This is a genomic window from Leptospira bandrabouensis (assembly GCF_004770905.1).
GTDB classification, from domain to species: domain Bacteria; phylum Spirochaetota; class Leptospiria; order Leptospirales; family Leptospiraceae; genus Leptospira_A; species Leptospira_A bandrabouensis.
On sequence record NZ_RQHT01000003.1, the window covers coordinates 22,323 to 46,831 of the forward strand.

At 36.6% G+C, this 24,509-nt stretch carries 22 protein-coding genes; 11 read left to right on the top strand and 11 right to left on the bottom strand.

What is annotated here, in order from left to right; all coding sequences use genetic code 11:
- The first annotated feature begins 3 nt into the window (after positions 1-3).
- From EHR07_RS00550 to purM, 3 genes are read left to right on the top strand one after another with little or no spacing between them, the layout of a single operon-like run.
- Positions 4-1,305 carry a pyridoxal phosphate-dependent aminotransferase gene (locus tag EHR07_RS00550; protein WP_135743270.1) on the top strand — a complete coding sequence of 434 codons (1,302 nt, stop codon included), beginning with the start codon at positions 4-6 and terminating at the stop codon, positions 1,303-1,305.
- Entirely contained in the window at positions 1,306-2,115 is an 810-nt protein-coding gene (gene murI, locus EHR07_RS00555) for a glutamate racemase (RefSeq protein WP_135743271.1), read from the top strand. It begins immediately after the preceding gene.
- A complete protein-coding gene (gene purM, locus EHR07_RS00560) occupies positions 2,108-3,133 on the top strand; it encodes a phosphoribosylformylglycinamidine cyclo-ligase (RefSeq protein ID WP_135743272.1) in 1,026 nt (341 codons plus the stop codon). The genes murI and purM overlap by 8 nt, the downstream gene beginning before the upstream one ends.
- Here purM and EHR07_RS00565 read toward each other — a convergent pair.
- The 10 genes from EHR07_RS00565 to EHR07_RS00610 all read right to left on the bottom strand — a co-directional run bounded on the left by EHR07_RS00565 (position 3,126) and on the right by EHR07_RS00610 (position 15,187).
- Positions 3,126-5,612 carry a sensor histidine kinase gene (locus tag EHR07_RS00565; RefSeq protein ID WP_135743273.1) on the bottom strand — a complete coding sequence of 829 codons (2,487 nt, stop codon included), beginning with the start codon at positions 5,610-5,612 and terminating at the stop codon, positions 3,126-3,128. The two genes, purM and EHR07_RS00565, sit on opposite strands and share 8 nt — an antisense overlap.
- Complete coding sequence (locus tag EHR07_RS00570; RefSeq protein WP_135743274.1) at positions 5,599-5,979, bottom strand: response regulator; 381 nt, start codon at positions 5,977-5,979, stop codon at positions 5,599-5,601. Before EHR07_RS00570 ends, EHR07_RS00565 begins: the two co-directional genes overlap by 14 nt.
- Position 5,980: 1 nt before the next feature.
- Positions 5,981-6,346 (bottom strand): response regulator, encoded by a 366-nt coding sequence (locus tag EHR07_RS00575; protein WP_135743275.1) that lies wholly within the window; start codon positions 6,344-6,346, stop codon positions 5,981-5,983.
- A 1-nt stretch (position 6,347) separates the two neighbouring features.
- Positions 6,348-7,604, bottom strand: a complete 1,257-nt coding sequence (locus EHR07_RS00580; RefSeq protein ID WP_135743276.1) for a sensor histidine kinase — start codon at positions 7,602-7,604, stop codon at positions 6,348-6,350.
- Positions 7,601-8,644 (bottom strand): protein-glutamate methylesterase/protein-glutamine glutaminase, encoded by a 1,044-nt coding sequence (locus EHR07_RS00585; protein WP_135743277.1) that lies wholly within the window; start codon positions 8,642-8,644, stop codon positions 7,601-7,603. Before EHR07_RS00585 ends, EHR07_RS00580 begins: the two co-directional genes overlap by 4 nt.
- Positions 8,641-10,521: a chemotaxis protein CheA gene (locus EHR07_RS00590; protein ID WP_135743278.1), complete on the bottom strand. Its 1,881-nt coding sequence runs from the start codon at positions 10,519-10,521 to the stop codon at positions 8,641-8,643. The genes EHR07_RS00585 and EHR07_RS00590 overlap by 4 nt, the downstream gene beginning before the upstream one ends.
- A gap of 3 nt (positions 10,522-10,524) precedes the next feature.
- The gene (locus tag EHR07_RS00595) at positions 10,525-11,028 is read right to left on the bottom strand and encodes a chemotaxis protein CheW (RefSeq protein WP_135743279.1); all 504 of its coding nucleotides are present in this window, start codon (positions 11,026-11,028) and stop codon (positions 10,525-10,527) included.
- 7 nt (positions 11,029-11,035) lie between these two features.
- Positions 11,036-12,784: a HAMP domain-containing methyl-accepting chemotaxis protein gene (locus EHR07_RS00600; RefSeq protein ID WP_135743280.1), complete on the bottom strand. Its 1,749-nt coding sequence runs from the start codon at positions 12,782-12,784 to the stop codon at positions 11,036-11,038.
- Between the two features lie 89 nt (positions 12,785-12,873).
- Positions 12,874-14,142, bottom strand: coding sequence for a hypothetical protein (locus tag EHR07_RS00605; protein ID WP_420871233.1), 1,269 nt, complete (start codon positions 14,140-14,142; stop codon positions 12,874-12,876).
- A 19-nt stretch (positions 14,143-14,161) separates the two neighbouring features.
- A complete protein-coding gene (locus tag EHR07_RS00610; protein WP_135743282.1) occupies positions 14,162-15,187 on the bottom strand; it encodes a hypothetical protein in 1,026 nt (341 codons plus the stop codon).
- Positions 15,188-15,206: 19 nt separating this feature from the next.
- Here EHR07_RS00610 and EHR07_RS00615 point away from each other — a divergent pair, with 19 nt between their 5' ends.
- From EHR07_RS00615 to EHR07_RS00650, 8 genes are read left to right on the top strand one after another with little or no spacing between them, the layout of a single operon-like run.
- Entirely contained in the window at positions 15,207-15,548 is a 342-nt protein-coding gene (locus EHR07_RS00615) for a hypothetical protein (RefSeq protein ID WP_135743283.1), read from the top strand.
- Positions 15,549-16,916 (top strand): PP2C family protein-serine/threonine phosphatase, encoded by a 1,368-nt coding sequence (locus tag EHR07_RS00620; protein WP_135743284.1) that lies wholly within the window; start codon positions 15,549-15,551, stop codon positions 16,914-16,916.
- Positions 16,917-16,921: 5 nt separating this feature from the next.
- A complete protein-coding gene (locus EHR07_RS00625) occupies positions 16,922-17,698 on the top strand; it encodes an enoyl-CoA hydratase-related protein (protein WP_409035744.1) in 777 nt (258 codons plus the stop codon).
- Positions 17,699-17,701: 3 nt separating this feature from the next.
- Entirely contained in the window at positions 17,702-18,166 is a 465-nt protein-coding gene (locus EHR07_RS00630; RefSeq protein ID WP_135743286.1) for a DUF192 domain-containing protein, read from the top strand.
- A 52-nt stretch (positions 18,167-18,218) separates the two neighbouring features.
- Positions 18,219-20,732, top strand: coding sequence for a glycogen/starch/alpha-glucan phosphorylase (locus EHR07_RS00635; RefSeq protein WP_135743287.1), 2,514 nt, complete (start codon positions 18,219-18,221; stop codon positions 20,730-20,732).
- Between the two features lie 49 nt (positions 20,733-20,781).
- A complete protein-coding gene (locus EHR07_RS00640) occupies positions 20,782-21,252 on the top strand; it encodes a response regulator (RefSeq protein ID WP_135743288.1) in 471 nt (156 codons plus the stop codon).
- Positions 21,253-21,274: 22 nt separating this feature from the next.
- Positions 21,275-22,312, top strand: a complete 1,038-nt coding sequence (locus EHR07_RS00645; RefSeq protein ID WP_135743289.1) for a HEAT repeat domain-containing protein — start codon at positions 21,275-21,277, stop codon at positions 22,310-22,312.
- Complete coding sequence (locus EHR07_RS00650) at positions 22,309-22,806, top strand: LIC_11959 family protein (RefSeq protein ID WP_135743290.1); 498 nt, start codon at positions 22,309-22,311, stop codon at positions 22,804-22,806. Before EHR07_RS00645 ends, EHR07_RS00650 begins: the two co-directional genes overlap by 4 nt.
- On the opposite strand, the gene EHR07_RS00655 is transcribed toward EHR07_RS00650, so the two are convergent.
- Complete coding sequence (locus EHR07_RS00655; RefSeq protein WP_244288894.1) at positions 22,803-24,329, bottom strand: hypothetical protein; 1,527 nt, start codon at positions 24,327-24,329, stop codon at positions 22,803-22,805. The genes EHR07_RS00650 and EHR07_RS00655 overlap by 4 nt on opposite strands.
- Positions 24,330-24,509 lie beyond the last annotated feature (180 nt).

The following is a 24,509-nucleotide window of genomic DNA, read 5'->3' on the forward strand; positions in this document are numbered from 1 at the left end:
TTTATGAGAAGAAACATTGTCCACTCGGGTGCTGATGCACTCATTTATGAAATCCGCCAGATTGTCGCTCTTGCTAAGCAAATAGAGGCGATGGGTGTCACCATCACTTGGGAAAATATTGGAGATCCCATCCAAAAGGGAGAATCTGTCCCTACTTGGATGAAAGACATTGTCAGTGGACTTGTCTCCCAGAATAAGTCGTGGGCCTATACGGCAACACAAGGGGACGAAACGACTCGTAAATTTTTAGCCTCCAAAGTCAACGAACGAGGTGGAGCCCAAATCACATCTGAGGACATTTTATTTTTTAATGGCCTTGGGGATGCTGTTGCAAAAATTTTTGGATTTATGAGAAGGGAAGCAAGGATTCTTGGACCTTCCCCCGCCTACTCTACGTTATCTTCAGCGGAAGCAGCGCACTCAGGATACGAACACTTAACTTATGAATTAAATCCAGATAATGATTGGATGCCTGATTTAGAAGACATTGAAAACAAAGTAAAATACAATGATTCTATTGCGGGAATTTTACTCATCAATCCTGACAATCCAACGGGAGCAGTGTATCCCAAAGAAGTGATGCGGGAGATTGTTAAAATCTGCGAAAAGTATGATATCATCTTAATTTGTGATGAAACGTATGCACATGTAAATTATTCAGAATGGGGAAGTATCCATTTATCGGAAGTCATTGGAGATAAAGTTTGTGGGTTTGCACTCAGATCCATTTCCAAAGAGTTTCCTTGGCCCGGAGCTCGTTGTGGTTGGTTAGAGGTTTTTAATCGTAAAAACGATTCAACTTTTGAAAGATATATCAAATCATTGTTAGATGCAAAGATGTTAGAAGTATGTTCAACAACTTTGCCACAACTTTCGATTCCACTTGTATATTCCCATCCAGAATTTTTAAATCATTTAAAATTCAGAAACCAAAAGTTTAAAAAAAGAGCTGAAAAGGCAACGAACATTCTTACGGGTATTCCTGGAGTTAAAGTCATTCAACCTAAGGGTGCGTTTTATTTGACAGTACTCTTTGAAGATGGGGCCTTAAAACCGCACATGACACTCCCTATTGATAATACTAAGGTCCGTGATTTTGTTTCTCCATTAATGGAGAAAGCTGCACTGGACCGAAGATTCGTTTTGCATCTGTTAGCTTCTGCAGGAATTTGTGTAGTTCCACTTAGTTCCTTTTGTTGTAATCGGAATGGATTTCGAGTCACATTGTTAGAAGAAGATGAAACAAAGTTTGAATGGATTTATAAAACTCTCGCTGAAAATATCAGGAAGTATTTAGCATCCTAAATGAATTCTCGCGGTAGATATAAAATTGGGATTTTTGATTCAGGTCTTGGAGGACTTTCTGTACTTCGGACACTTTGGAAAGAAACTTCCCATATTGATTATATCTACTTTGGAGATTTAGTAAATTCTCCTTACGGTCAAAAATCAAAAGCTGAAGTATTAGAACTTTCCAAAAACGCTTTTGAATATTTATTAGAAAAAGATTGTGATGCTATTTTGTTTGCATGTAATACAGCCACATCAGCGGCAGCAGATTTTTTACGCGCCAAACATTCTATTCCCATCTTTGGAATGGAACCTGCTTTAAAACCAGCCGTAAATCAAAACCCTGGCGTTAAAATTGCCGTTTTTGCTACAGAGCTCACTTTAAAAGAAGATAAATTTAAAACTTTAGTTTCTGGATTTCCATTGGGCACAGAGATTCTTCCTGTTGCTTGTGAGGGTTTGGCAAAGCTCATCGATAAAGATCTTTGGGAAGAGGCTTGGGAATTGTTTGATTCAAAAATTAAAACTGTAATCAAAGATTGTAATGTGTTTGTATTGGGTTGTACTCACTATGTTTTTCTAAAGGAAAGAATTCTTTATAATTATCCTTTGGTAAAAGTATATGATGGAAATTTGGGCACAACATTACATATAAAAAGAGTTTTGAATTTACCAGACGTTTCAGAAAATAAAAACCAATTAGATATCTTGTTAAATACTTCTGATTCAGATTACGTACATTTAGCAGGAAGAATCGCCAAAACAATTACGCCCAATCATACTCTATCCCTAATTAATACTACTACAGGAAAACTCCATGTCTAATTCAAATAAAGTTACATATAAAGAAGCTGGTGTTGATACCGAAAAGGGACAAGAGTTTGTTAAAAGAATCAAAACCAACGTTGCATCCACTCATAATAAAAATGTTTTAGGTGGGTTGGGTGGTTTTGCCGCCTGTTACGATGTTAGTTTTTTGAAGTCTTACCAAGAACCGATTCTCCTTTCTGGAACTGATGGAGTAGGCACTAAATTACAAATTGCAAGGCTTCTTGATATTCATGACACTGTGGGTATCGACTTAGTTGCCATGTGTGTAAATGATATTCTTGTGAATGGCGGGAAACCATTGTTTTTCCAAGATTATATTGCCTGTGGTAAACTCTTTTTACCAAGAATGGAGGCCATTGTTTCTGGTATCGTTAATGGTTGTAAGTTGGCCGATTGTTCGCTTGTAGGTGGAGAAACTGCCGAACATCCAGGAGTGATGCCAGATGATGAATATGATTTAGCAGGTTTTGTCGTTGGTGTTGTAGAAAAACAAAAAATGATAGATGGCCGAACCATTAAAACAGGTGATTCTATAATTGGGCTTGGTTCTTCCGGCCCACATAGTAATGGTTTTTCGCTCATTAGAAAATTGTTGTTAAAAGATGGTAAGTTACCTACTGGCTCCGCTGAAGTGGAATTTTTAAGAGATCATGTCTTTAAACCCACGAAAATTTATGTTAAAACAATTTTATCTATAATTGAAAAGTTCTCTATCAAAGGTATGGTTCATATAACAGGTGGTGGATTTTACGAAAACATACCACGAGTGTTACCAACAGGGATTGGTGCCGAAATTGATTTTCTTCCGGAAAGTTATGTATTTTCCAAATTAGAAAAAGACCATTCACTAGATCGCAATGATATGTATGGTACGTTTAATATGGGAATTGGTTATATCTTGGTTGTTGACCCATCTCATGTTGATGTCATTATGTCTGAACTAAAAATTCTTGGTGAAGATGCTTATTTGATTGGTAAAACAGATTCTACAGGAAAGATTACGATTAAGTAGTTAAAGGGAACCCAACTTTAAAAACGGTTCTACCTTGTTTAGATTCAAAATCAACATTCGCATTATGACGATTTGCAATTTCTTTAACAAGATACAGTCCTAAACCCAATCCATCACCTGTTGATTTCGTTGAAAAAAATGGCATAAAAATCTTTGAATGGTTGTCTGTAGGTATCCCTGCGCCTGAATCTTCGATTTCTACATAAACTGTATCTAATTTTTTATAACTTCTTAATTGTATCGTGCCTTTAGATCCTACTGCTTGGATGGAATTCCAAATAATTTGGCTCCACAGTTGTACTAAATCACCTTGTATGCAGCGAATATTTCCATTATAATCTAAATTAAGTATCAGATTGATATCTCTTAAAAAATGTTCCTTATACAGGGAAATGGCAGAATGGATTGTGTCGTTTAGCGAATAATCTGAAAGTTCTAAATTGGATTGTAATCCAGCAAAGTTTTTTAATGTATAAGTAATTTTGGAAAGTCTTCTAACAGAATATAAAATATGTTCAGAGGATTGTTTTACTAATAGTAACTTCCTTAAGGTTTGAAAATTTTCTCTATTTTTGATTAACGATTTGATTTTATTTATGTTTGATGTTGATAAATTTCGTATACCGGAATCAACAAGGAGTTCAGCAAGTTCTTCTGCAAAGGTAAGTTCATGTTGTTTAAGGGTTTCGGTTAAAGATTTACGTGCTTGCCTGTTGGATAATCCTGTTAAAATTCGAAGGCCTTCCGTTTCGGAATCTAATATTGATTGTACTAACTCGTTGATTTGTGAATTTGGGTCTCTTTCGTTTCCTTCTTGCCATTCAGATACGAGTGTTTCTACCGAAGACTTAATCATTCCAATGGGGTTGTTAATTTCGTGCGAAAGTCCAGAGACTAGTTGGCCAAGAGAAACCATTTTTTCATTTTGAATTAACTTTTGCTGTGCTTCCCTTAGTGCATATAGAGCAGAGTTTAATTCAGAGTTACTAGATTGAAGTTCTTTGGTCCTTGCTCTTACTTTTTCTTCCAAAGATTTGTTTAATTCTTTGAGTTCAATTTCTGCTGCTCGTTTTGAAGTTTGGTCTATACCAATCCAAATAATTTTTGAAGGTTCATTTTTATTGTCCCGGATGATTCCAAGTCTCCAATCTAAGAATAATATTTGGTTAGAGTTGGTTACACATCTTAAAATCAGACTCTCAGCAATGTTTTGAATTTCGTTTACGTCGTCCAAAACATCTTTTAAAGACTCCCTGTCTTCAGGAAGAAGGATTACATCTTGAATGTATTTTCCTACTACTTCATTTTTAGTAATACCCAAAATGGTTAAAGCTGCTGAGTTTATGTTTTCAATTAACCCATGTGCATTGGTTAATAAAATTAAGTTAGCAGCGTTATCAAAAACCGTATTGTTTAGATTTTTTTCTTGAAGAAGAGAAATTTCGGTTTTTTTTGATTTGGTGATGTCAAGAGCAACCACATCAATTCGTTTCTCAATTCCTAAAATATCAAAAGAAACATTCACGTAATGTTCAGTCCAAACAAGTGAGCCATTTGCGTGAATCATTCGAAGTATGATAGGTGATTGCCCAGCATACAATTCTGCAATTTTATGTTGGTCCTCTGGAATTACTATATCTTTGAAAAAATCTGGATTTTCATAAAAAAAATTTAATCCGTAACCGGTGATTTCTTCCATTTTCGGACTTATATAGGAAGTCCTTGGCTCTGGTAAAAATTCTATATTATAAATGATGGCTGGAAGTTGGTTATACATAATAAGAAGACGTACGTTTACATCTTTAATCGTTTTCTGTAATAACTCTAGTTCCTCGAGGGAAAGATTTAATTTTTTTGTTTGGACATTGAAGTTAAAAAGTATACATCCTACTCCAAAGAGAAACATAAAAAGTGTATTGATGATATAGCCCAAAGGTCTATACCAAGCTAAATCAAATAAAAATGGAAATGAAATCCTTTGGAGTGCAATGATAAGGCAAATAGTAAAAAAGTAGATACGAAATGCTTTTGGAAACGTATTAAGTTGGAATACTATTAGACCAAATAGAGCCAAAGCACAGGCATTAAAAATGGAGGAAGGTAAAGCGGTCCAAAAAAAACTTACATCAATTAAGAGAAGAGAACTGAATAAAACATAAACCAATATTGAAATAACATATAGAAAAGAAATTCTGATTTTTTTTGTAACGATTGGTGCAACGGCAGCAACCAGAAGATATGATCCAAATATGGCAAAACTTTCAGAAATAAAAAAAAAGATTTTTTCTGTACTTTCACCAAAAAGATAAAGAGAAAAGTTTCTGAAAACTAGAACGATAAGAAAAATAGCGGTATATATTAATTTGACTTCAGATTTAGAGTGTTTTGTTAAAAAGTAAATAATAAATGCCATTGAAGTATTGAATACTATAGAAATGGCAGTCACTGCAAAAACTACGTTTACTTCAAATGGAAACATCTTTCTCAATTAGCTCCGTAACTTGTTTAATTAGTTGTTCGTTGTTAAATGGCTTTATCATCCAGACATCAGCTCCGTTGGCTAAAGCCTTGGAGATGATTTCCGGTTTGTCTTCTGTTGAGAGAACCAAAAATTTGAAAGCCTTTTGGCTCCTTACTTTTTTTACCTCTCGGATTAATTCAATTCCACTAATGCCTGGCATATTAAAGTCAAAGATTCCCAAATGAATAGAAATATCAGATTTTAATATCTCTAATGCTTTTTCACCTGTATCACAAGTGATTACTTTATGCCCTTGGCTACTTAAAGCTAACCTAACAATCTTTAGAACAGTTGGAGAGTCATCTACTACTAGAATCGAGGCCATTTTACATTGAACTTAACTGAGAAATTAATTTGACTAGTGATTCGTTTGCAAATGGCTTCACTAACCATCCTACTGCACCTGCTGCCTTTCCTTTGTTTTTCATTTCTTCGCTGGATTCAGTGGTTAACATTATGATTTTCATTGACTTCCCATTTTCAGTTTTTAAAGTTTTTTCTGTTAACTCTATCCCTGTCATTCCTGGCATATTAACATCGAAAATCCCAATATCAAAACTAGAACTTTCTATTTTTTGAAGGGCTTCAGTTCCGTTAGTTGCGGATGTTACTTCGTGACCTTCTGTTGTTAACACCAGGTTTAAAATTTTTAGCACTGCTGGTGCATCGTCAACGGTAAGAATTCTTGCCATTTTATTTCTCCTCTTCTAATAATGGGAATCGTATTGTTAAACAAATATCTTTTGTGTTTTCGTTTTTAAAGTTATTTTCTATATTATAAATTTGTACATTAGCTAGGTGTTGGTCCATGATCTTTTTTACAAGTGGTAAGCCGAGTCCAAATCTAAATTGTTCAAATTTCGCATAACTATCATCTACTACTGATGAAATTCTAAAAAAAGGTTCAAAGACTAAGGATTCAAATTTTTCTGGAATACCACTGGAACCATCATCATTTTGGTAAGCAGGGTTGATCACTTTTAATTCAAGAAAATTCTCTTTTTGAAAGAAAAGTAAATATATAATGTCTTGATCTTTTGAATATTTGATCGCATTGATTAAAACTTCTCTAATTGCGTATGAGATTTTTGTTTCATCTAGTCTTATTTTTTTTCCAGTGGCTGAAATCGGAATCTGGCTTAAGTTTATTTTCTGATTTTTTATACTTAATGCTTCGTTTAAAAAATCAAGTTCTCTTTCAATGATAGGAAGAAGTTTGGTTGGCGATTCTTTTTTATTTACTTGTTCTTGGTCATCAATAATCGATTGGGAAACCGACATACTATCAAACATACTTTTCGCAGCTTCATAGTTTTCTGATAGTAAATCCATAACGGGTTTGGGAATAGAATAATTTTTTTCATCCTGATCCAGTTTACTTTTTGAAATTAAAATGCTAACTACACTCATTAGAGTGCCTATTCCACTTCCTTGGAACAAGTTAATATTCATTTGGTGGATGATATCTGCTGCTATGTTTTCATTCTCTTTGTTCGAGATTGATTTTTTCCAATCGAAAATTTCGACCATTCGTTTGTATAAATTGTTTTCTGCGTCATTGATAAATTGAGATTTTAATTTGGTTGATAGATATAAAAATGATCGATCTAGAGTAAATTTTAAGTGATCTTGGTCTACTGGCGTTTGAATGAAATCATAAACCGAATGTCTTTTTAAAAGAGAAGCTGTTAAACCCCATTGGGAAGTATCTGTGATTAGAATGATTAAAGTATGTGGAAAGTTGATTGTAAATTCAGATAGTTTTTTTTGGTCCCTTTCGTTTTCTATGTCGTTTGCATGAAAAATAAGGAAGTGGAATTTTCCTTCCTCCAACTTCTCTGCAATTTCTTCAAGATCATTTACTCTTTCAAATGTATAAACAATTTCTTTAAGTAATTCCGCTATTGGTTTTGTGTTTTTGCTTTCAAGTAGTAGGCTATGCGGAATCATAGTGATGCAATTTCCTTAATTTTCTCTACCATATCATCTAAGGATACCTGGTAGAGAACGGCTCCTGATTCATAGGCTGCTTTTGGCATTCCATAAACTACACATGTTTCTTTGTTTTGTCCAATCGTGAGGCAACCTTTGTTTTTTAACTTTAAGAGACCAGTTGCTCCATCGCTGCCCATTCCTGTTAAAATGATAGCTATGCTACTACCCGCTATTTCTTGTTCTGCGGCTGATTCAAATAACACGTCCACTGAGGGCCTATGTCCATTTTTTTTATCAGTTTGTGTAATACGCGTATAGTATTCGGTACCAAGTTTTTGAATTCCTAAATGGTAGTTTCCGGGAGCAATATAAACATGTCCATTTTGTAATAATTCTTTGTCTTTTGCTTCTATAACTCGAACCTTTAAATCTGAATTGAGCCTTTGTGCAAATAAGGCAGTGAAATTTTCTGGCATATGTTGTGCAATGAGTATGGGAGGAAAAGTTTCATCTACGTCATTCAATAGTTTTCTTAATGCTGTGGTTCCTCCTGTAGAAGAACCAATCAACATTAACTTTCTCTTAAATGTTGTTTTGGAATTTGAATTCTTGGATAAAGTTGAATTATTATTTTTTATGTTACTTAATTGGTTAACATTGTAATTTAAACTTTCGTATAGTTTGGAAAGTAAATCTTCTTTTGCTTCTGTTAAACTTTCTTGTGTTCCTGTCGGTTTCGTTACATAATCGAATGCACCTGCTTCTAAAGCTTCTAAAGTAATTCCTGCTCCTTCTGTGGTAGAAGAACTAAACATGATGACTGGCATTGGATATTGTGGCAGTAGTTTTTTTAAAAAAACAATTCCATCCATTCCGGGCATATGAACATCGAGAGTCATAACCTCTGGTTGTTTTTCGACAATTAAATCCCTCGCTTCGTATGGATTGGAAGCTTCACCAATGACTTCCCAGTTCGCATCGGATTCAATCCAACGTTTGACCATACTTCGGACAGACTTTTGATCATCTACAACGATTACTGTGTGTTTTTTCATATAGTAACCGAAGATAAATGTTGGTTAATTAATTTTCGTACGTCTAAAATAAGACCAGCATGCCCATTCCCAAGAATGGTACAACCAGCAAGTCCATTAATATTTTTAAAAATCGGTGATATTGGTTTGATAACAATCGATTGACTGCCGAGGATTTCATCAAATACAATCCCCATTATTTTTTCATGAGATTCAGTAACAATTAGATATTTTTCCTTAAGAGATCTTAGCTTGTTTAAATCTGAATCTTTTCCAAATAATAAATTTATATCCACAATTGAAATTTGGTTTTTACGGTATTGAATGCTATGGTTGTTTTTGTATAACTCATTGATTGGCACATCTCCTAGATAGATTGATTCTTTTACATCTATAGAAGGTAAAATAAAGTATGTATCGGATTTACGAACAACTAATCCTTCAATAATGGCAAGGGTTAATGGAACTCTGATGAGGAAGGTTGTCCCTTGTCCATATATTGAAAATACATCCACAAAGCCCTTTAGAGTTGTTACATTTTTTCTAACTACATCCAAACCAACTCCTCTTCCTGAGAGGTCAGTAACTTCTTTTGCTGTAGAAAAACCAGGGTGAAATAGAAATTCCCAAACGTCCTTATCTTCAAGACTTTCAGCATCGGAACGTCCAAGTAATCCAAGTGAGATTGCTTTATTTAAAATTTTTTCCCTGCTAAGACCTTTTCCGTCATCTCGTACTTCAATCCAAACTTCTTTTCCAGACTGTGTTGCTGTTAGTTGGATAGTACCTTGTGGTTGTTTGCCGGATTCTTTTCTTTCTTCAGGAGTTTCTAACCCATGATCTATGGCATTTCTTAAAATATGGACAAGAGGATCATACATTTCTTCGAGAATGGATTTATCAATTTCTGTATCTTCGCCGGAGATAACTAGGTTTACCTGTTTCCCCGTTTTTTTAGCTGTATCACGTACAAGACGTTCCATACGTGAGAAGATTCCAGCGATAGGAATCATTCTTAGACTCAGGGTAATTTCCTGGAGGTTCCTAATTAATTTTTTTAATTGGAGAGCTGTTTTTTGAAAGTTTTCTAATTTGAGTTTTGCGATATCGGGATGATCCGTTACCATTGGTTCGGTGATGACAATTTCTCCAACAATATCAAGAAGAGAATCTAACTTATCAGTATCAATTCGAATGTCTTTTTTGATGATCGACTTTTTTTCTGTTTTAAGATTCTCTTCTGCTTTAGGAACTGTTTCTTTAGTGATAGGTTTATCAGTTTTTATGAATAAACCAAATTCCTCGTTTTTTGAGGGAGTGGAATCACCGGTAAATAATCCGAAATCTTCACTAACAGGCGTTTTTGGACTCTCTATAAACAATCCAAATTCTTCTTTTGCTGAATTCTCTGTATTAGAGTTTATAAACAAACCAAACTCAGCTTCCTTTTGATTGTGCTCTGAGTTCTCCTTCGGTTTTGTTTCTTTGATTCGGATTTCATTGTTTTTTTCGTTTAATTTCTCTAAAAATTGAATTTGCAATTCATTGAAAAAATCTCCGCCCGAAGGAGAAGATTCTTCATGTTCTACAAGTTCATTTAGATGGTCTAGGGCTGTGATGAGGCATTCTAAAGTGTCTTCATCTTGTGCTTCGGGATGATTTCGTAAATAATCGAGAAGATTTTCAGCAGCATGAGCCATTTTTACAATCCCAGTTAATCCAAAAAAACCAGAACTCCCTTTAATCGTATGGAAATGTCTAAATAAAGTGTCGAGAAGTTCTCGGTCTACTTGACTACCATCTAACGTTGATTTTTCGAAATGGAGTAATTCCTTTTCGATATTTTCAAGTGTTTCTCGCGCTTCGATTAAGTATTCTAATACATCATCTCTTCCCATGAATTAGTTTCCCGGAATGTCCTTAATCAAAACGGTTTCTTCTTCTGTAAGTAGTCTTTGTAAGTTGATTAGAATTTTTACTGAATTGCCAACTCTACCCGTAGCATAAATAAATCGTGAAGATTTTGATTCACCAATCTTTGGTGCTAAATCGATATTTTCGGAAGGAATCCGTAAAACATCATTTACAGAATCAACTATCAACCCAAGTGGTAGACCATCTAATTCCACAAGTAATACACAGGTTCTTTCGTGATATGGTTTAAATGACATATCAAATCGCAAACGAACATCCATTACTGGGATAATTTTCCCACGGATATTGATCACACCTTTTAAGAATGGAGCAGTGCCGGGAATAGTTGTGATTGCTGGAAGGGCAAGAATCTCTGTTAGGTGTCTTACTTCAAATGCATAGTCTCTATCTTCCAAACTAAAACAAAGATACAAATCTTTCATGGTATCTTCATCAGCGCTCATATCCCATGATTTTAAGTTCTGGTTCATAATTGACCTATAAAACGATTTTTGGTCTTTCCACCCGCGTGAGGGCAGTTGATTTAGATGTATCTTCTTTTAATTTAAAACTCATGATAATTGAACGCATAATTTCCACTTGACGTTTCAAGGTTTCACTTGAGGCTGCCACTTCTTCTGCAGATGCAGCCGTTGTTGATGTTACGGTTGTTACTTGGTCTATACCTTGGGTTATTTGTAAGACAGCTGATTTTTGTTCGTGGATCGAACTTGCTAAACTCTTTGTGAGGTTACTTACATTTTCAGCACTATCAGAAATTTGACCAAGAACTTCTGCTGTTTTTTCAGTCGCATCGTTTCCAAGTTTTACTTTTTTCATTGAAGATTCAATGAGGAGGGTGGTTTCATCTGCTGCATTGGCACTTTTTTGGGCCAGATTCCTTACTTCTTCTGCAACGACTGCAAAACCTTTTCCATGTTGTCCTGCTCTGGCTGCTTCTACTGCCGCATTGAGAGCTAGTATATTGGTTTGAAATGCAATGTCATTAATGACTTTGTTGATTTTGGAAATTTGATCAAAGGAGTTACTAATTTCTCCCATTGCAGAGACTAGATCCTTCATTTTGGAATTACCCTCTAGCGCCTGTTTTGCGGTTGATTCGGAAAATTCTGTCATCTTCTCTGCATTTTCTGCGTTTGATAGAAAACTATTACTGATTTCGGTAAGTGTAGCTGAAATTTCTTCTACTGCACTTGCTTGTTCACTTGCTGCTTCTGAAAGAGAAGTGCTGGCATCGGCTAATTGTTGAGCTCCTAAATCCACCTCTTGAGAAGTAAAAAACAATTTTTCTACTACATCAGAAAGATTGATAAGCATTCGACGCAAACTTAGGCCCAATTGATCTCGATCTGATTTGAGTGTGACATCGGCACTGAGATCAGAATTGGCAATTCGTTCTAAGTGTTCAGCACGTTCTTTGATAAAAGTGACAAGTTCCATAAAGGCTTGAGTGAGCTGTTGGATTTCATTGCCTTCTAAGTGTTTTATACTTGTATGAGTATTATGTTTTGTTTCTAAATTTACATCCAGATCTCCAATGGATACAGTTTGTGCTACCTCTACGATTTTTTTCATCGGAGCTGCAATGGAGTCTGAGAAAAAGATAGCGATCACAAAAACCAAAATAAAAGCAATCACTACGATTGTAGTAACAATTGCTAAAGATCTTTCAAAATGTGCTTCCGATTTATGGTATTCTTCTTTAGCTACTTTTAATTGTACTCGGATCAAATCATCTAAGTGATTGGTAAGTGGTTCGAAGATTGGATACATATCGACGGTGACAAACTTTTCTAATTCTGCTTCATTTCTTGTTTCCAAAAGGATGCGAAGTTGTTTGACTCCTGCTTTGAGTGGTGGAAATTCTTTTTCCATCTGATCAATGATCGCTTTTTCTTCTGGGACAAGATAAGTACCTAAATAAACCTTCCATATTTCATCGGCCTTTGTTTCGGATTCTCGTATGGATTCGAGTGCTTCTTCTACTGTGATTTTTTTTGCACGAACTTTGTTGGCTGAATCCACAATTCCAATCAGATAAGCATCTGAAACTTCTTTGATTTGGCTAATTGGTACAACTCGGTCTTCAAAGACTGTATGAAGCGATGCTAAAATTTGACGTGCTGCATAGAAACTGGCGCCTGCGACAACAATCATCAAAAGAATGGTTACCATAAAAGCCAAAAGTAATTTGACTCGAATTTTAAGATTGTGAATCCATTTCATAGTTTTTCCCTAGAGGTGGACGGAATTCTAATTCATGAATTTTGCTAGTCAAGCCTTTCCTAATATTAAATTATAAAAAACAAAAATAGTTAAAATGATTTTGAATATCCTAAGCTAACATAGAATAAATGAGATGGAATCTTTTGTAAAGTGTAAGATTCTCTTAGCCAGGTTTTTGCCAGCGCATCGGTGAGGGAATTTCCTGTATTTAGCTGTTCGATTGAGTTTAGGATTGAGGTGTTGTACGCACCATAAATACGTGAAGGATTGGTTACTTTTCCATCTTCCGAGCTTCGGTTCCAATTTGCTTTATTGGGATCTCCACCGGCATACCCATAATAATTATTTGTATCCCAAAGATAGAGGTCGGGACGGAATACATGGGCAAGTTTGATAAAAAAGTCCCCAAAGAAAAAAGAAGTTGAGGTTGTAATATCTTGGATTCCGTTTCGATTATCAACGGCATTGTTACTCATGGCGTAACCTAAATTGAAATGAGGCATAATTCTAAAAAATTCTTCTTCGCGAAAAGTATAAGAGGCACTTAACGAAAGATAATTTTTACCCGCAAGGAGTCCCCCATTCTCAGTAGAATATTGTGTGTAATAAGAGATAGTAGGTTTCAAAATTTTTAAAACGGGGAGTTTCCATTGCACAAAGTATTCGTGCCAAACAAGTCTTGTGATGGCATCTGGATTATTCGCATTTAGTTTGTTATTTGGTCCTCCTGAAACATAAGGATTTTCTTTTTGTGTGCTAGGAGAAAGCAGAGAGCTTGGTGTTTTTTGGAATGTATTGTAAAACCAAATTCCTACCGCAAAATCACCAAAACGACTGGGATCAAAATGGTAACTCATGGAAAAAAACATTCCATCGGATCTTTTGTTCCCGTTTGGTTCTTTTTTGGGGCCATAACCTCCATTCGGGCTATAACCTATACAAGGATCAGATCCTTCCCCACCGTTTGAGATTCTTTCTTGGACGGAACGAACACATGGGTCTTGGCCATAAGGATCATAAAATTTTCCCTCTTCTCCCAGATAAGAAGGGCCAACTCCGCCAGGTTTGGACTGGAAAATTCGTTTATCTGAGTCCCTATCGTCTCTGTTTGTTAGTTGAAAGTTTCCAAAAAGAGACCATTGGAATTTTTTCTCTGGCGACCAAATATTGATACTTGGTTGGAGAGCCGGGGCATAAGTAAAACTTTGGTAGGTGGCCCCATTCCTTCTGTTTTCGGCTTCCCCTGCAAAAGAGTTCCCACGCCATAAAAAGTCCGATACAATTTCTGTATTGGTTTCAATAAGGAGAGGTTTAGTTTCGTTGGAAATAGGTTCCGATCGAAGAGGAAAAAAAACAATACAATTCAGAAATAGAAAGCTATAGATTTTGCTTTGCAAAGATAGATTGGAATGTTTCACGAAACCTTCTTCCTCCTTCTTTTCGAATCGGATCACGTAACAAAGTTTCCGAATTTCCATGGGAAGTCAGAACTACCTTATATTCATTTTTGTATAAGTATACATGTGCATACTGTGCAAAGGCTTCTGCATAGGTATCATCTGCATTTGTAGCTGCATATAACGAGACAAACCCAGTATTAGTTAGTTTTTTATAAATGAGTTTGCCATCAGGAAATAAAAAAAGGGTAGGAGATCTTTGGTAAAATTTGATTTTGTTTCTTTCGGTAAAAAAAGTGGCTTCATACGGGGAATAGGTTTCTGACCACCAGATTCCATCGTAGAGAGGAAATTTTCTAAAATCTCTATGGGTTTCCGAAAAATCAGGTGCCTGTCCTTGGACGATGGATACAATATGACCTAATTCGTGTAAGATGATGAAACGTAATGTTATTAGTTTGGAATTCGAATCATCTAAGTGGACTTGGATGGAATGTTCCTTAGAAGTTAAAAAGGCTGTAGCTTCTTTTTTTGTTGCCCAGTCATTACAGCCATCCATTAGTAAATTTGAATCCAAAAAAATAATGCCACCAATAGGTTTTCCTTCGTCATTTCTCACAATGCCTGTAAGTCCCGTAGAACCTAGGTCGGTGACAAAATATATTCCATACACAAGAGAGTTGGTAAGTGCATTTAATTCTTTTGGCATGGATCGGAAAATTTGGTTTAAATCAACTTTCCAAGGGGATAAATCCTTTGTGGGTTTGGGTATGTCTGTGATTTCATCGATGGCATTGATTGCAATGAGTGTGTCTAGTCGTTTGGAATCCAAAGGATAAACTCTTGTATTCCAGGTTTCTTTTAAAGGAGGAAGGTTTGTCGACTTTAATCCCACATTCTCTTTAGCCCAATGTGCGTAAGGATTTTCAGGAAGGGAAAAGGAAGTAGGTGTGCAGAGCCAAAAAAGGAAAGGAAATAGGGATATGAGGTAAGGATTCGATCGCATTTGCCGATTGTATTTCTATATGAAAGGATTTGTTGGTCTATGCTTTTTTTTACCAGGAATCCTTTTTGCCGAAATCAACCCGTGGAATTTACGACCCGATGTTCGGATTTTAACTAGAAAAGAAGTGTCACATATTGTAATGGAAAGGAGGCCTGACCATTACCGAGTGACTCTCATCATTTCTGAACGATTTCCCTACAATTATAAAGCTTTGTCCCACCCCTTTTTCTTCCGAATGGAAGATGAGAAAAAAGCATTCGAACTTGCGAATCAAATGGACAAGTATTTGGATTCCGGAAAACCTTTCACCATTACCTTGAATGGATCAGAGATTCAAACTTTGGTATGGGGAGAACCCTGATTGACACGTTCCTTTTATTTATACTTTAAAGAAATCTTTCGAAAACCAACGAAATCAGAATGGGAAATTTTAAAGTTAGTAGAAGCCCGTTATGATAAAGAGTATACCTATTATATTTTTATCACTCACCTTATAGTTTACTCTTTACTAATAGCCCCACCGTTTTCTGAAATTAAATTACAGATTCTGCCTTATTTGCTTGGTGTAACAATTGCTAGGCTAATTTTACTTTTGCAATTTTATACAAAAAGTATGCCCATCCAAAGAGTGATTTACTTTAGCGGGTTTATAGGTGATGGCTTAGTTTATATAGTTTTTATGATAGGTATCCATTCTTTCCCATCCATTGGAAGTTTTTACTTATTGAATGCATATCTCATGTCCTTTATTTTTCCAATTCTTTTGTATAGCACAAGGCTTGATCCCAAGGCATGTATTTTGAGTGCTTCTTATTTTTCTATATTACATATCATTTATATTTGTAATTTACCTTCTTCTGTTTCCGATCAATTTTCTTTTTTTAGTAAATACTTTCTGATTTTAGTGTATTGGGGAAGTGCTGCTCTTGGAACGGTTTTTGTTTTAAACAAACGAAAAGACACAACAGACATGTACAATCTTTCGGAAGAAAGAAGGTTTATGTTACATGAATTGGAACTGGCAAAAAAAGTACAAGATGCACTCTTTCCAGGGAATATCAAAATTCCGAGTTTAGCTTTTACCTATTATCGAAAAAGTCCCAATGTCATTGGTGGTGACTTCTTTGATTTTGTACAACTTAGGGAAGGAAACGTAGGAGTTTTTTTAACGGACGTGGCAGGTCATGGGATTTCTTCTGCGATGGTGGCCTCCATCATGAAGGTCCTTGTTTCTACCATTCCCTATCGTTTTAAAACAGCCCCAGCCAAACTCATGGACTATTTAGATGATCGTTTGGCTCACGATTTAAACAAATACCATGCCTCCGCCATTTATTTATTTTTTGATTTTATCGAAAAAAAACTAACCCTCGGAAATGCAGGTCATCCTTATTTGATATTGGCGCACAAAGGGGAAGACTTTCAAGAGTTAGAAACGCAAGGTGCGATCCTAGGTTTTAATATTAAAATTCCTCCCATTGCGGAAAAAACAATATCGATCTCACCGGGGGATCGATTTTTTATTTATACTGACGGACTGATTGAATCCACAGATTCGGAAGGAAATTCTTTGGGAACGGAAGGCCTTCTTGCCCTTCTCAATCGACATAGACAAAGTGCAAACATCAAGGAATTGGAACTTAATTTACTCACAGAATTGAAAACCTACTATGGACTTGATAGTTTTTCTGATGACACTATGTTTCTTATATTGGAAGTAGAAGAATAAGGAGAATTCATTTGTCTTTTTTAGATATTCAAATTAAATCCAATTTTGCTCTTGTTACCATCAAAAGGCCAGAAGCCCTTAATGCACTGAACGACGTAGTGATCACCCAAATTGGTGAGATGGTGGAAGAATTGGAATCCAATCCAGCAGTGCGAGGGTTCGTTCTTACCGGTGAAGGAAAAGCTTTCGTTGCAGGAGCAGACATTGCTAAAATGAAAGAGTTCAATGTCCGTGAAGGGCAGGCTTTCTCTGAACTTGGACAAACTGTTTTTCGAAAAATGGAGTTATCAAATCTAATTTCTATCGCTGCCATCAATGGATTTTGTTTGGGTGGGGGTATGGAATTGGCTATGGCATGTGATATTCGTTATGCGGTAGCTTCTGCTAAATTAGGTTTACCTGAAGTGACACTTGGTTTGTTACCTGGATTTGGTGGGTCCCAAAGACTTCCTAGACTCATTGGAGTGGGAAGAGCCACTGAAATGATTTTATCAGGGGATATGATTTCTGCCGAAGAAGGATACAGACTCGGCCTGATCAATAAGGTTGTCGATCCCGCTGAGTTACTAAATGAATCCGAAAAAACACTTTCTACTATTTTATCTCGTGGACCTAACGCAATTAAGGCGGCAAAAACTGCCATTCGTCAAGGTTTAGAAACCAATATGGAACGTGGTTTGGAATGGGAAAAACAACTTTTTGGTGGAAGGTTTGCTGATGAAGAAACCAAAGAAGGCCTTTCCGCTTTCCTCGAAAAAAGGAAACCAAATTTCAAAGGTTAATCTATGAAAACGCGGATTGGAATTCTACTTGTTTTACTTAGTCTATCTGTTTGTAAACAGGCAGAATCCTTTCCGTCGCAAACGAACACTCCCGAGGTTCTTTTTGGGAGTGTGGCTGATCGTATATTAAAATTAGAAATTGCCAATACTCCTTCGACAAGAGCGACAGGACTTATGTATCGCACGAAACTCGGAGAAGATGAAGGAATGTTATTTGTTTTTCCTCGTCCTGATTATTTAAGTTTTTGGATGAAGAATACCCTTATCCCTTTGTCGATTGGTTATTTTTCAGAAGATATGCGACTTTTAGAATCATTCGATATGAAACCCAACCAAACCGAAGAAGTATATAATGCAAGAAAACCGGCGATGTACGCATTGGAAGTCAACCAAGGTTGGTTCGCCAAACATAAAATTGGAAAAGATGCTGTCCTTACTTTGGAAAGAAAGGTGAGCGCCCGCGACTAAATTTTCTCTTTTTACTTGAATCTATTTCTGAGGTTCCTTACCATCCTTTAGCATGGTTGTCAACAATCCTCGTTTAATTACCCTTTTATCTGAAGAACAAAAAGCCGACTTGGCTTCGATGGAAAAACAATTTGCCCACCATTTGGAATATACCATTGGCAAAAACAGATTTAACCTGAAAAACGAAGATATCTACAAAGCACTCGGACATACCATCAGAGACTTTTTAATCGATCGACTGAATGTCACACATGAACGTTATAGGAATGAAAATCCCAAACGTGTGTTTTATTTTTCTTTAGAATTTTTAATGGGTCGCACTCTCATGAATGCCCTCATCAATCTTGGGTTATACGAAACAATCCAAGTGATGCTTCGAGGAATTGGTTTTGAACTCACAGATGTTTTAGAATTTGAAACCGATGCGGGACTTGGGAACGGCGGCCTTGGTAGGCTCGCTGCTTGTTTTTTAGATTCTATGGCCACTCTGAATGTTCCAGGATTTGGCTATGGAATCCGTTATGATTATGGAATTTTTAACCAAATCATCGCCAATGGAAGCCAATTGGAAATGCCTGACCACTGGGATGCCGACGGGGTTCCTTATGAAGTAGTGCGTTCTGATATTTCCTTTTCAGTTGGTTTTTTTGGTCATACAGAAACTAGGGTTTCTGGGAAAGGAAAAATCCAACACGATTGGGTCCCCGATGAAACGGTTCTTGCTTCTGCACATGATTATCCAATTCCTGGATTTAACACAAGTACGGTGAACTATCTAAGGCTTTGGGCTGCTAAGTCTTCAGAAGAATTTAATTTAGATTATTTTAACCACGGCGATTATATGAAAGCCGTACAAGATAAATCCATTTCCGAAAATATTTCCAAAGTATTGTATCCCAATGACACCACCGAACAAGGAAAGGTGCTAAGACTCAAACAACAATATTTTATGGTCTGTGCCTCTCTCCAAGATATTTTAACTCAATATCGTGAATCGACTCAAAATCTGAAAGAACTTCCAAACTATATTGCTATCCAATTGAATGATACTCATCCAAGCATCGGGATTGCAGAACTGATGCGAATTTTTCTAGATAATGAAGAGATGGATTGGGAGCCAGCTTGGGAGATTGTCACAAAAGTTTTTTCTTATACCAACCATACGGTTTTGCCAGAGGCTTTGGAAACATGGCGAGTGGAACTTTTTGAAAAACTTTTACCAAGGCATTTAGAAATCATCTATGAAATCAACCATAGGTTTTTATCTGAAGTTCGAAACAAAGGGATTTTATCTGATGAGGAAATCCAAAGAGTAAGTATCATTGAAGAAGGAAAGGAAAAACGGATTCGTATGGCAAACTTAGCTGTCATTGGATCTTATCGTGTGAATGGAGTTGCGGAGTTACATTCGGAACTCATTAAAAAAACCATTTTTCAAGCCTTTACGAAAGTATTCCCAGAAAAATTTAATAACAAAACCAATGGAATCACTCCTCGTCGATGGTTACTACAATCAAACCCAAGTTTGGCGAACCTGATTTCTAAACGAATCGGAAACGAGTTTACAACAGATTTATACAATTTAAAAAAACTGGAAACATTTGTGGATGATTCCGACTTCCATAATGATTGGAGAGCTGTCAAACAAACTGCTAAAGACGAATTGGCCAAACTCATCAAAAGTGAAACAGGAATTACTATCGATTCGAAATCGCTAATCGATGTACAAATCAAACGTTTTCATGAATACAAACGCCAACTACTCAATATCTTGCGAGTGATTGCATTGTATAGACGGATCAAAGAAAATCCATCTCGTGAAATGACACCACGGACTGTGATCTTTGGTGGTAAGGCCGCCCCTGGTTATTATATGGCCAAACTCATCATTAAACTCATTAACAATGTGGCATGGGTCATCAATCGCGATCCTGATGTGGCTGATCGATTGAAAGTAGTATTTTTACCCAACTATCGTGTGAGCCTTGCCGAAAAAATTATCCCAGGTAGTGATCTTTCTGAACAAATTTCCACAGCGGGTACAGAAGCATCCGGAACTAGTAACATGAAATTTATGTTAAACGGTGCTTTGACAATCGGAACCTTGGACGGTGCCAATGTGGAAATTCTCGAAGAAGTGGGACCAGAAAATATTTATATCTTTGGCCTTCATACAGAAGAAGTATTTCGTCTGAAAGAAGCCGGATACCAACCAGCCGATTACATTCAAAAAAATGATGAACTGCATCGGGTGCTTCTCATGATCCGTGAGAATTTTTTCTCAATGGGTGAACCGGGAATTTTTGGCCCTATTTATGATAGTTTGTATTATACTGACAATTATCTCCTCATGGCTGATTTTGATGCTTATGACAAAACCCAAAACTTGGTAGCAAGAGATTATTTGGACCAAACTACTTGGACCAAAAAATCTATTTTGAATGTGGCCAGGTCAGGGAAATTTTCTTCTGACAGGACGATCCGGGAGTATGCGAAGGACATTTGGAAGGTTCCTCTCCTTGACACAGTTCCTCCAAAAACGATCTATAAATTGCCACAAAACTGAATCGACATAAAAGAACCAGAGTTGTATTGTTCCAAGGAAAGGGTCCCAAATGAGTAAAGGTTATATTATATGTGTCGATGATGAAGTATCGGTATTGGAGACGCTTGCGGAACAACTTCTGGCTCGATTTGGCGAATCCCATATCATCGAGACTGCCAGCAGTGCCGAAGAAGCACTTTCCCTTATCGACGAAATCATCAGTAGCAACGACATTGTTGAGTTGATTGTTTCTGACCAAGTGATGCCTGGAATGAAAGGGGATCGGTTTTTGGAACAGGTGCACCACCGCCTTCCCGATGCGATCAAAATCCTTCTGACTGGTCAGGCAGGACTTGATTCTGCAATTTATGCCATTAACAACGGGGGACTCAGTCGGTATGTCGAAAAACCTTGGAACATTGACGAACTATCCAAAGACATCAAAGACTTACTGGATAAGTTCCGACAAAATTTGGAAAACCAACACCTCATCCAAGCCCTCAATCGTCGCATCATGGAATTGGAATCGGGGCAGCAGTAAAAAAAATCTCCTCTTTATCCTTTTGGTTTTTCTTTCTCTTTCTTCAGTTTGGGGGAAAGAGAAAGATCTCAGTCCAGAACAAATCTCCAAAAAAAAAGAAGTCCTTTCCAAAATGGTTCGTTATGGAACAAGCCAAGAAAGGAAACAAGCGTTATATGAACTAACTCGTTTTCCCAAAGAAAGTGCTGGTGAACTTTATACACTAGTTGGTGAACAATTAAAAACAGAAAAAGATATGGGGATGAAAATTGTCCTCTTAAAAACCATTGGTGATTTGGATTTAAAAGAAAACAAAGATACCATCATTGGTCTGTTTGAAGATTCCAATGAAGATGTGGCCAAACAAGCTGTCACTTCTGCTAAAAAAATGAAATTAGCAGAAGCAACGAGTCCCTTACTCGAAAAAGTAAAAAAGGAAGATTTCACAAAAAATTCCAATTCACTGAGTCTCTACATCAGTGCACTTGGTGAATTGCCAGAGGGGAAAACCGCTGCTCCTTTTTTGGAAACCAAGTTTCGTGAAAAATTTAATAATGCAGATATGCGTGGTCAAATCGCTTTGTATTTTGGATCAGTTCTTTATTCTGATGCAGAGTCAGCTCTAATGGAAGTGGCTTTTGATGAAATCCAACCTACCACTTTGCGATGTTATTCGATGAATACATTAGGGAAATTAAAATCAGAGACAGCAAAACCAAAGTTATACGAACTTCTTGATTCTCTTAAAAAAACAGCAGGTAAGTTGGATGCAAAAAAGGCCCAATCCCTAAAAATTTATGCGATTGGCGCTCTTGTGACGATGGGTGACAAAGAAGTATTCCAGGAACTAAATGAATTTGCTCGCGATGATGACAGTATGGTGAGATTGCGGGCCATCGAGTTTATGGGAAATTTGAAAGATCCCAAAGCATTAGAATTATTGGAATACAAAAGGGACAGAGACCCAAGTCCGAAAGTACAGAAGGCTGCCAAAAAAGCCATCGACCAAATCAATGGGAAAGAACCGGTTCCCGATGAAGAAAAATCACCAGAGGAAAAACCGGAAGAAGAGCCCAAATGAATTGGAGAGTTTTCACTTCACTACTGATTTTCCTTTTTGCATTTGCGAGAATTCCCATTGATGCAGAAGATGACGGGCGTTATACGGGTTCTATAGCACGTTCTGAAAAAAGAATTTTGGATGGAAAAGCAGACTTCCTAAAATCAGGTACTTTTCCCCTAGAGTGGAAATTGTTTTTTAAGGGAAAACAAGGGGATTTTGTTGTATTTTATGATCTAAACGGAGATGAAATCCACTACCGGTACAGACGTAATAAATTTGATTTGGATGCTGAAGTTTTTGTAAAAGATTTGTTTTCTGGAAATCCTTACCGAGTGAAAGGGGAATGGATCGGATATTATTTTTATTCGGTAGATGAAAGGGGAAAACGTTCTTCTCTCCCCACACCTAAAAAACTTCCAGCCGAACCTAAAGAATTTGCCGACAGACAATCAGTTCCTATTTTTAAGTTAATTGAATACATCGAAGTCCGCACGGATGATCTTCTCTATTAAAGATCAATTTTATGTAATAACTGAAAGTTGATGAATAAAATTGGATTGGGATCGTTTTCTTTTTCCGAATAACTTACGTTTAGTGAAATAAAGGGACTTACCCATTTGAGTTTGATGATTTCTTGTCTATCGGTTAAGTTGATATTAAAATCTGTCGCATAAGTCCAATTTTCAAACCATGCCCTAGTTTTTGGCTGTCCTTCTCTGAAAATACCACTGAACTCAAGTAAGTTACTAGTTCCAAATGGGATGGCTAGTTTTCCTTCCCATTGGCCTGCGTTTTCTCTAGATTCAAATCCAAAAGACACTACCGCTTTTTCTTTTCTCCATTCATAAAATGCAGCTCTTCCAATTTCATTCCAATGGTAGTTCCCTGATTCATTGTATTCCCGATACCTATAAATTAGGTTTCCCCACTCACTTATGAAACATGGAAAAAATCCTGACCTTCCGTTTTCATACCTATGTCCTTCCTTAGAACCTAAAAACTCCGATCCAATCCAATGTTTGAAACTTATCTTTGAGTAACCTAAACTTTGCGGGATTTGTGGTCTGACTTCTTCTGGTGATACGATTCCATAAAGAAGGGGTGAGTCTCTATACACTGTGGCATCAAGGAAGAATTTGGACTCGGGAGATTCCGATTTTAAATAAACAAATCCAACAGATTCTTTTTTGTTGAATATGGATTCGGATTGGATTCTATGAGAACCCCATTCTTTATGATTCCAAGAATCATTGATGTACAAACTGGATTTGTTATCCCCTGGTGACCAAACACCCGAATAGGATTTGTTTGGAGATACAAAATAGACTCCAGGATAATAAGAAAATGCGTTTGCGTGGTAAATCCCAAGTTCATATTCTTTGCCATCATTTAACAATCGATAACCTAAAAAATTGGAGTAGGTAATGGGTTGGGGGAGGGGAGATCCCGTTCGTTCCAATTGGGAATAAAAATTTGGATCTTTGGCAAAGTAAAAATGAGGAATGGGTTTGTAACGGTTTCCCGAAGTGAATCGAAATGTTTGGTATGTAAGGTTGACTCCATAGGAAAATTCTTCATCTCGTTTTTCCAAAATCCAAATTTGTCCTTTTCCTTTGCCACCTAGAAAGACTGAGGAATGATTTTTCTCTTTTCTGGGTAGATACCTTACATCTAAATTTTGATAACTCAGTCCAAAAAAAAGTTCATCATTAGAATCGAATCCTTCTTTGGGTTTCGAAGGTTTTGTCTCTTTGGATTTTTGATTTTTTTCTTCCTTTGTAAAATTATTGTTTTTTTGAAATGTTTTGTTGTAAGCTAATCTTTGTTTGTTGTCGTATAGTGTAATTTTTTGTTCTTTCCAAACCTTGGAAACAAGGGCTGCATCCTTTCCTTTGAGCGATTTTTTCCATTCCAAAAATTTTTCGGGAGTTTGTTTGGACTTTTCTTTCCAAGCGGCAGCCAAATGGGGTGGAAACCCTGCTTTCAAAAGTTGGGGAATCGAAACCTGGTCTGGTTTTTTTTCTACAGCAACCAAAGTCTCGACAAATAAGATCCATACAATAACCCCAAATTTCTGCCAATCCACCAGGATTGAGGTATAAAATTTCTCTTTTTTGCCCTAAGTACGATTGCTTTTTTCTAAAAAGGGACATATTCTAAACCTCCCATCAAAAAAAATCTTAGAGAGGGCGGGTTTTGTCCCAGGGGAATGCTA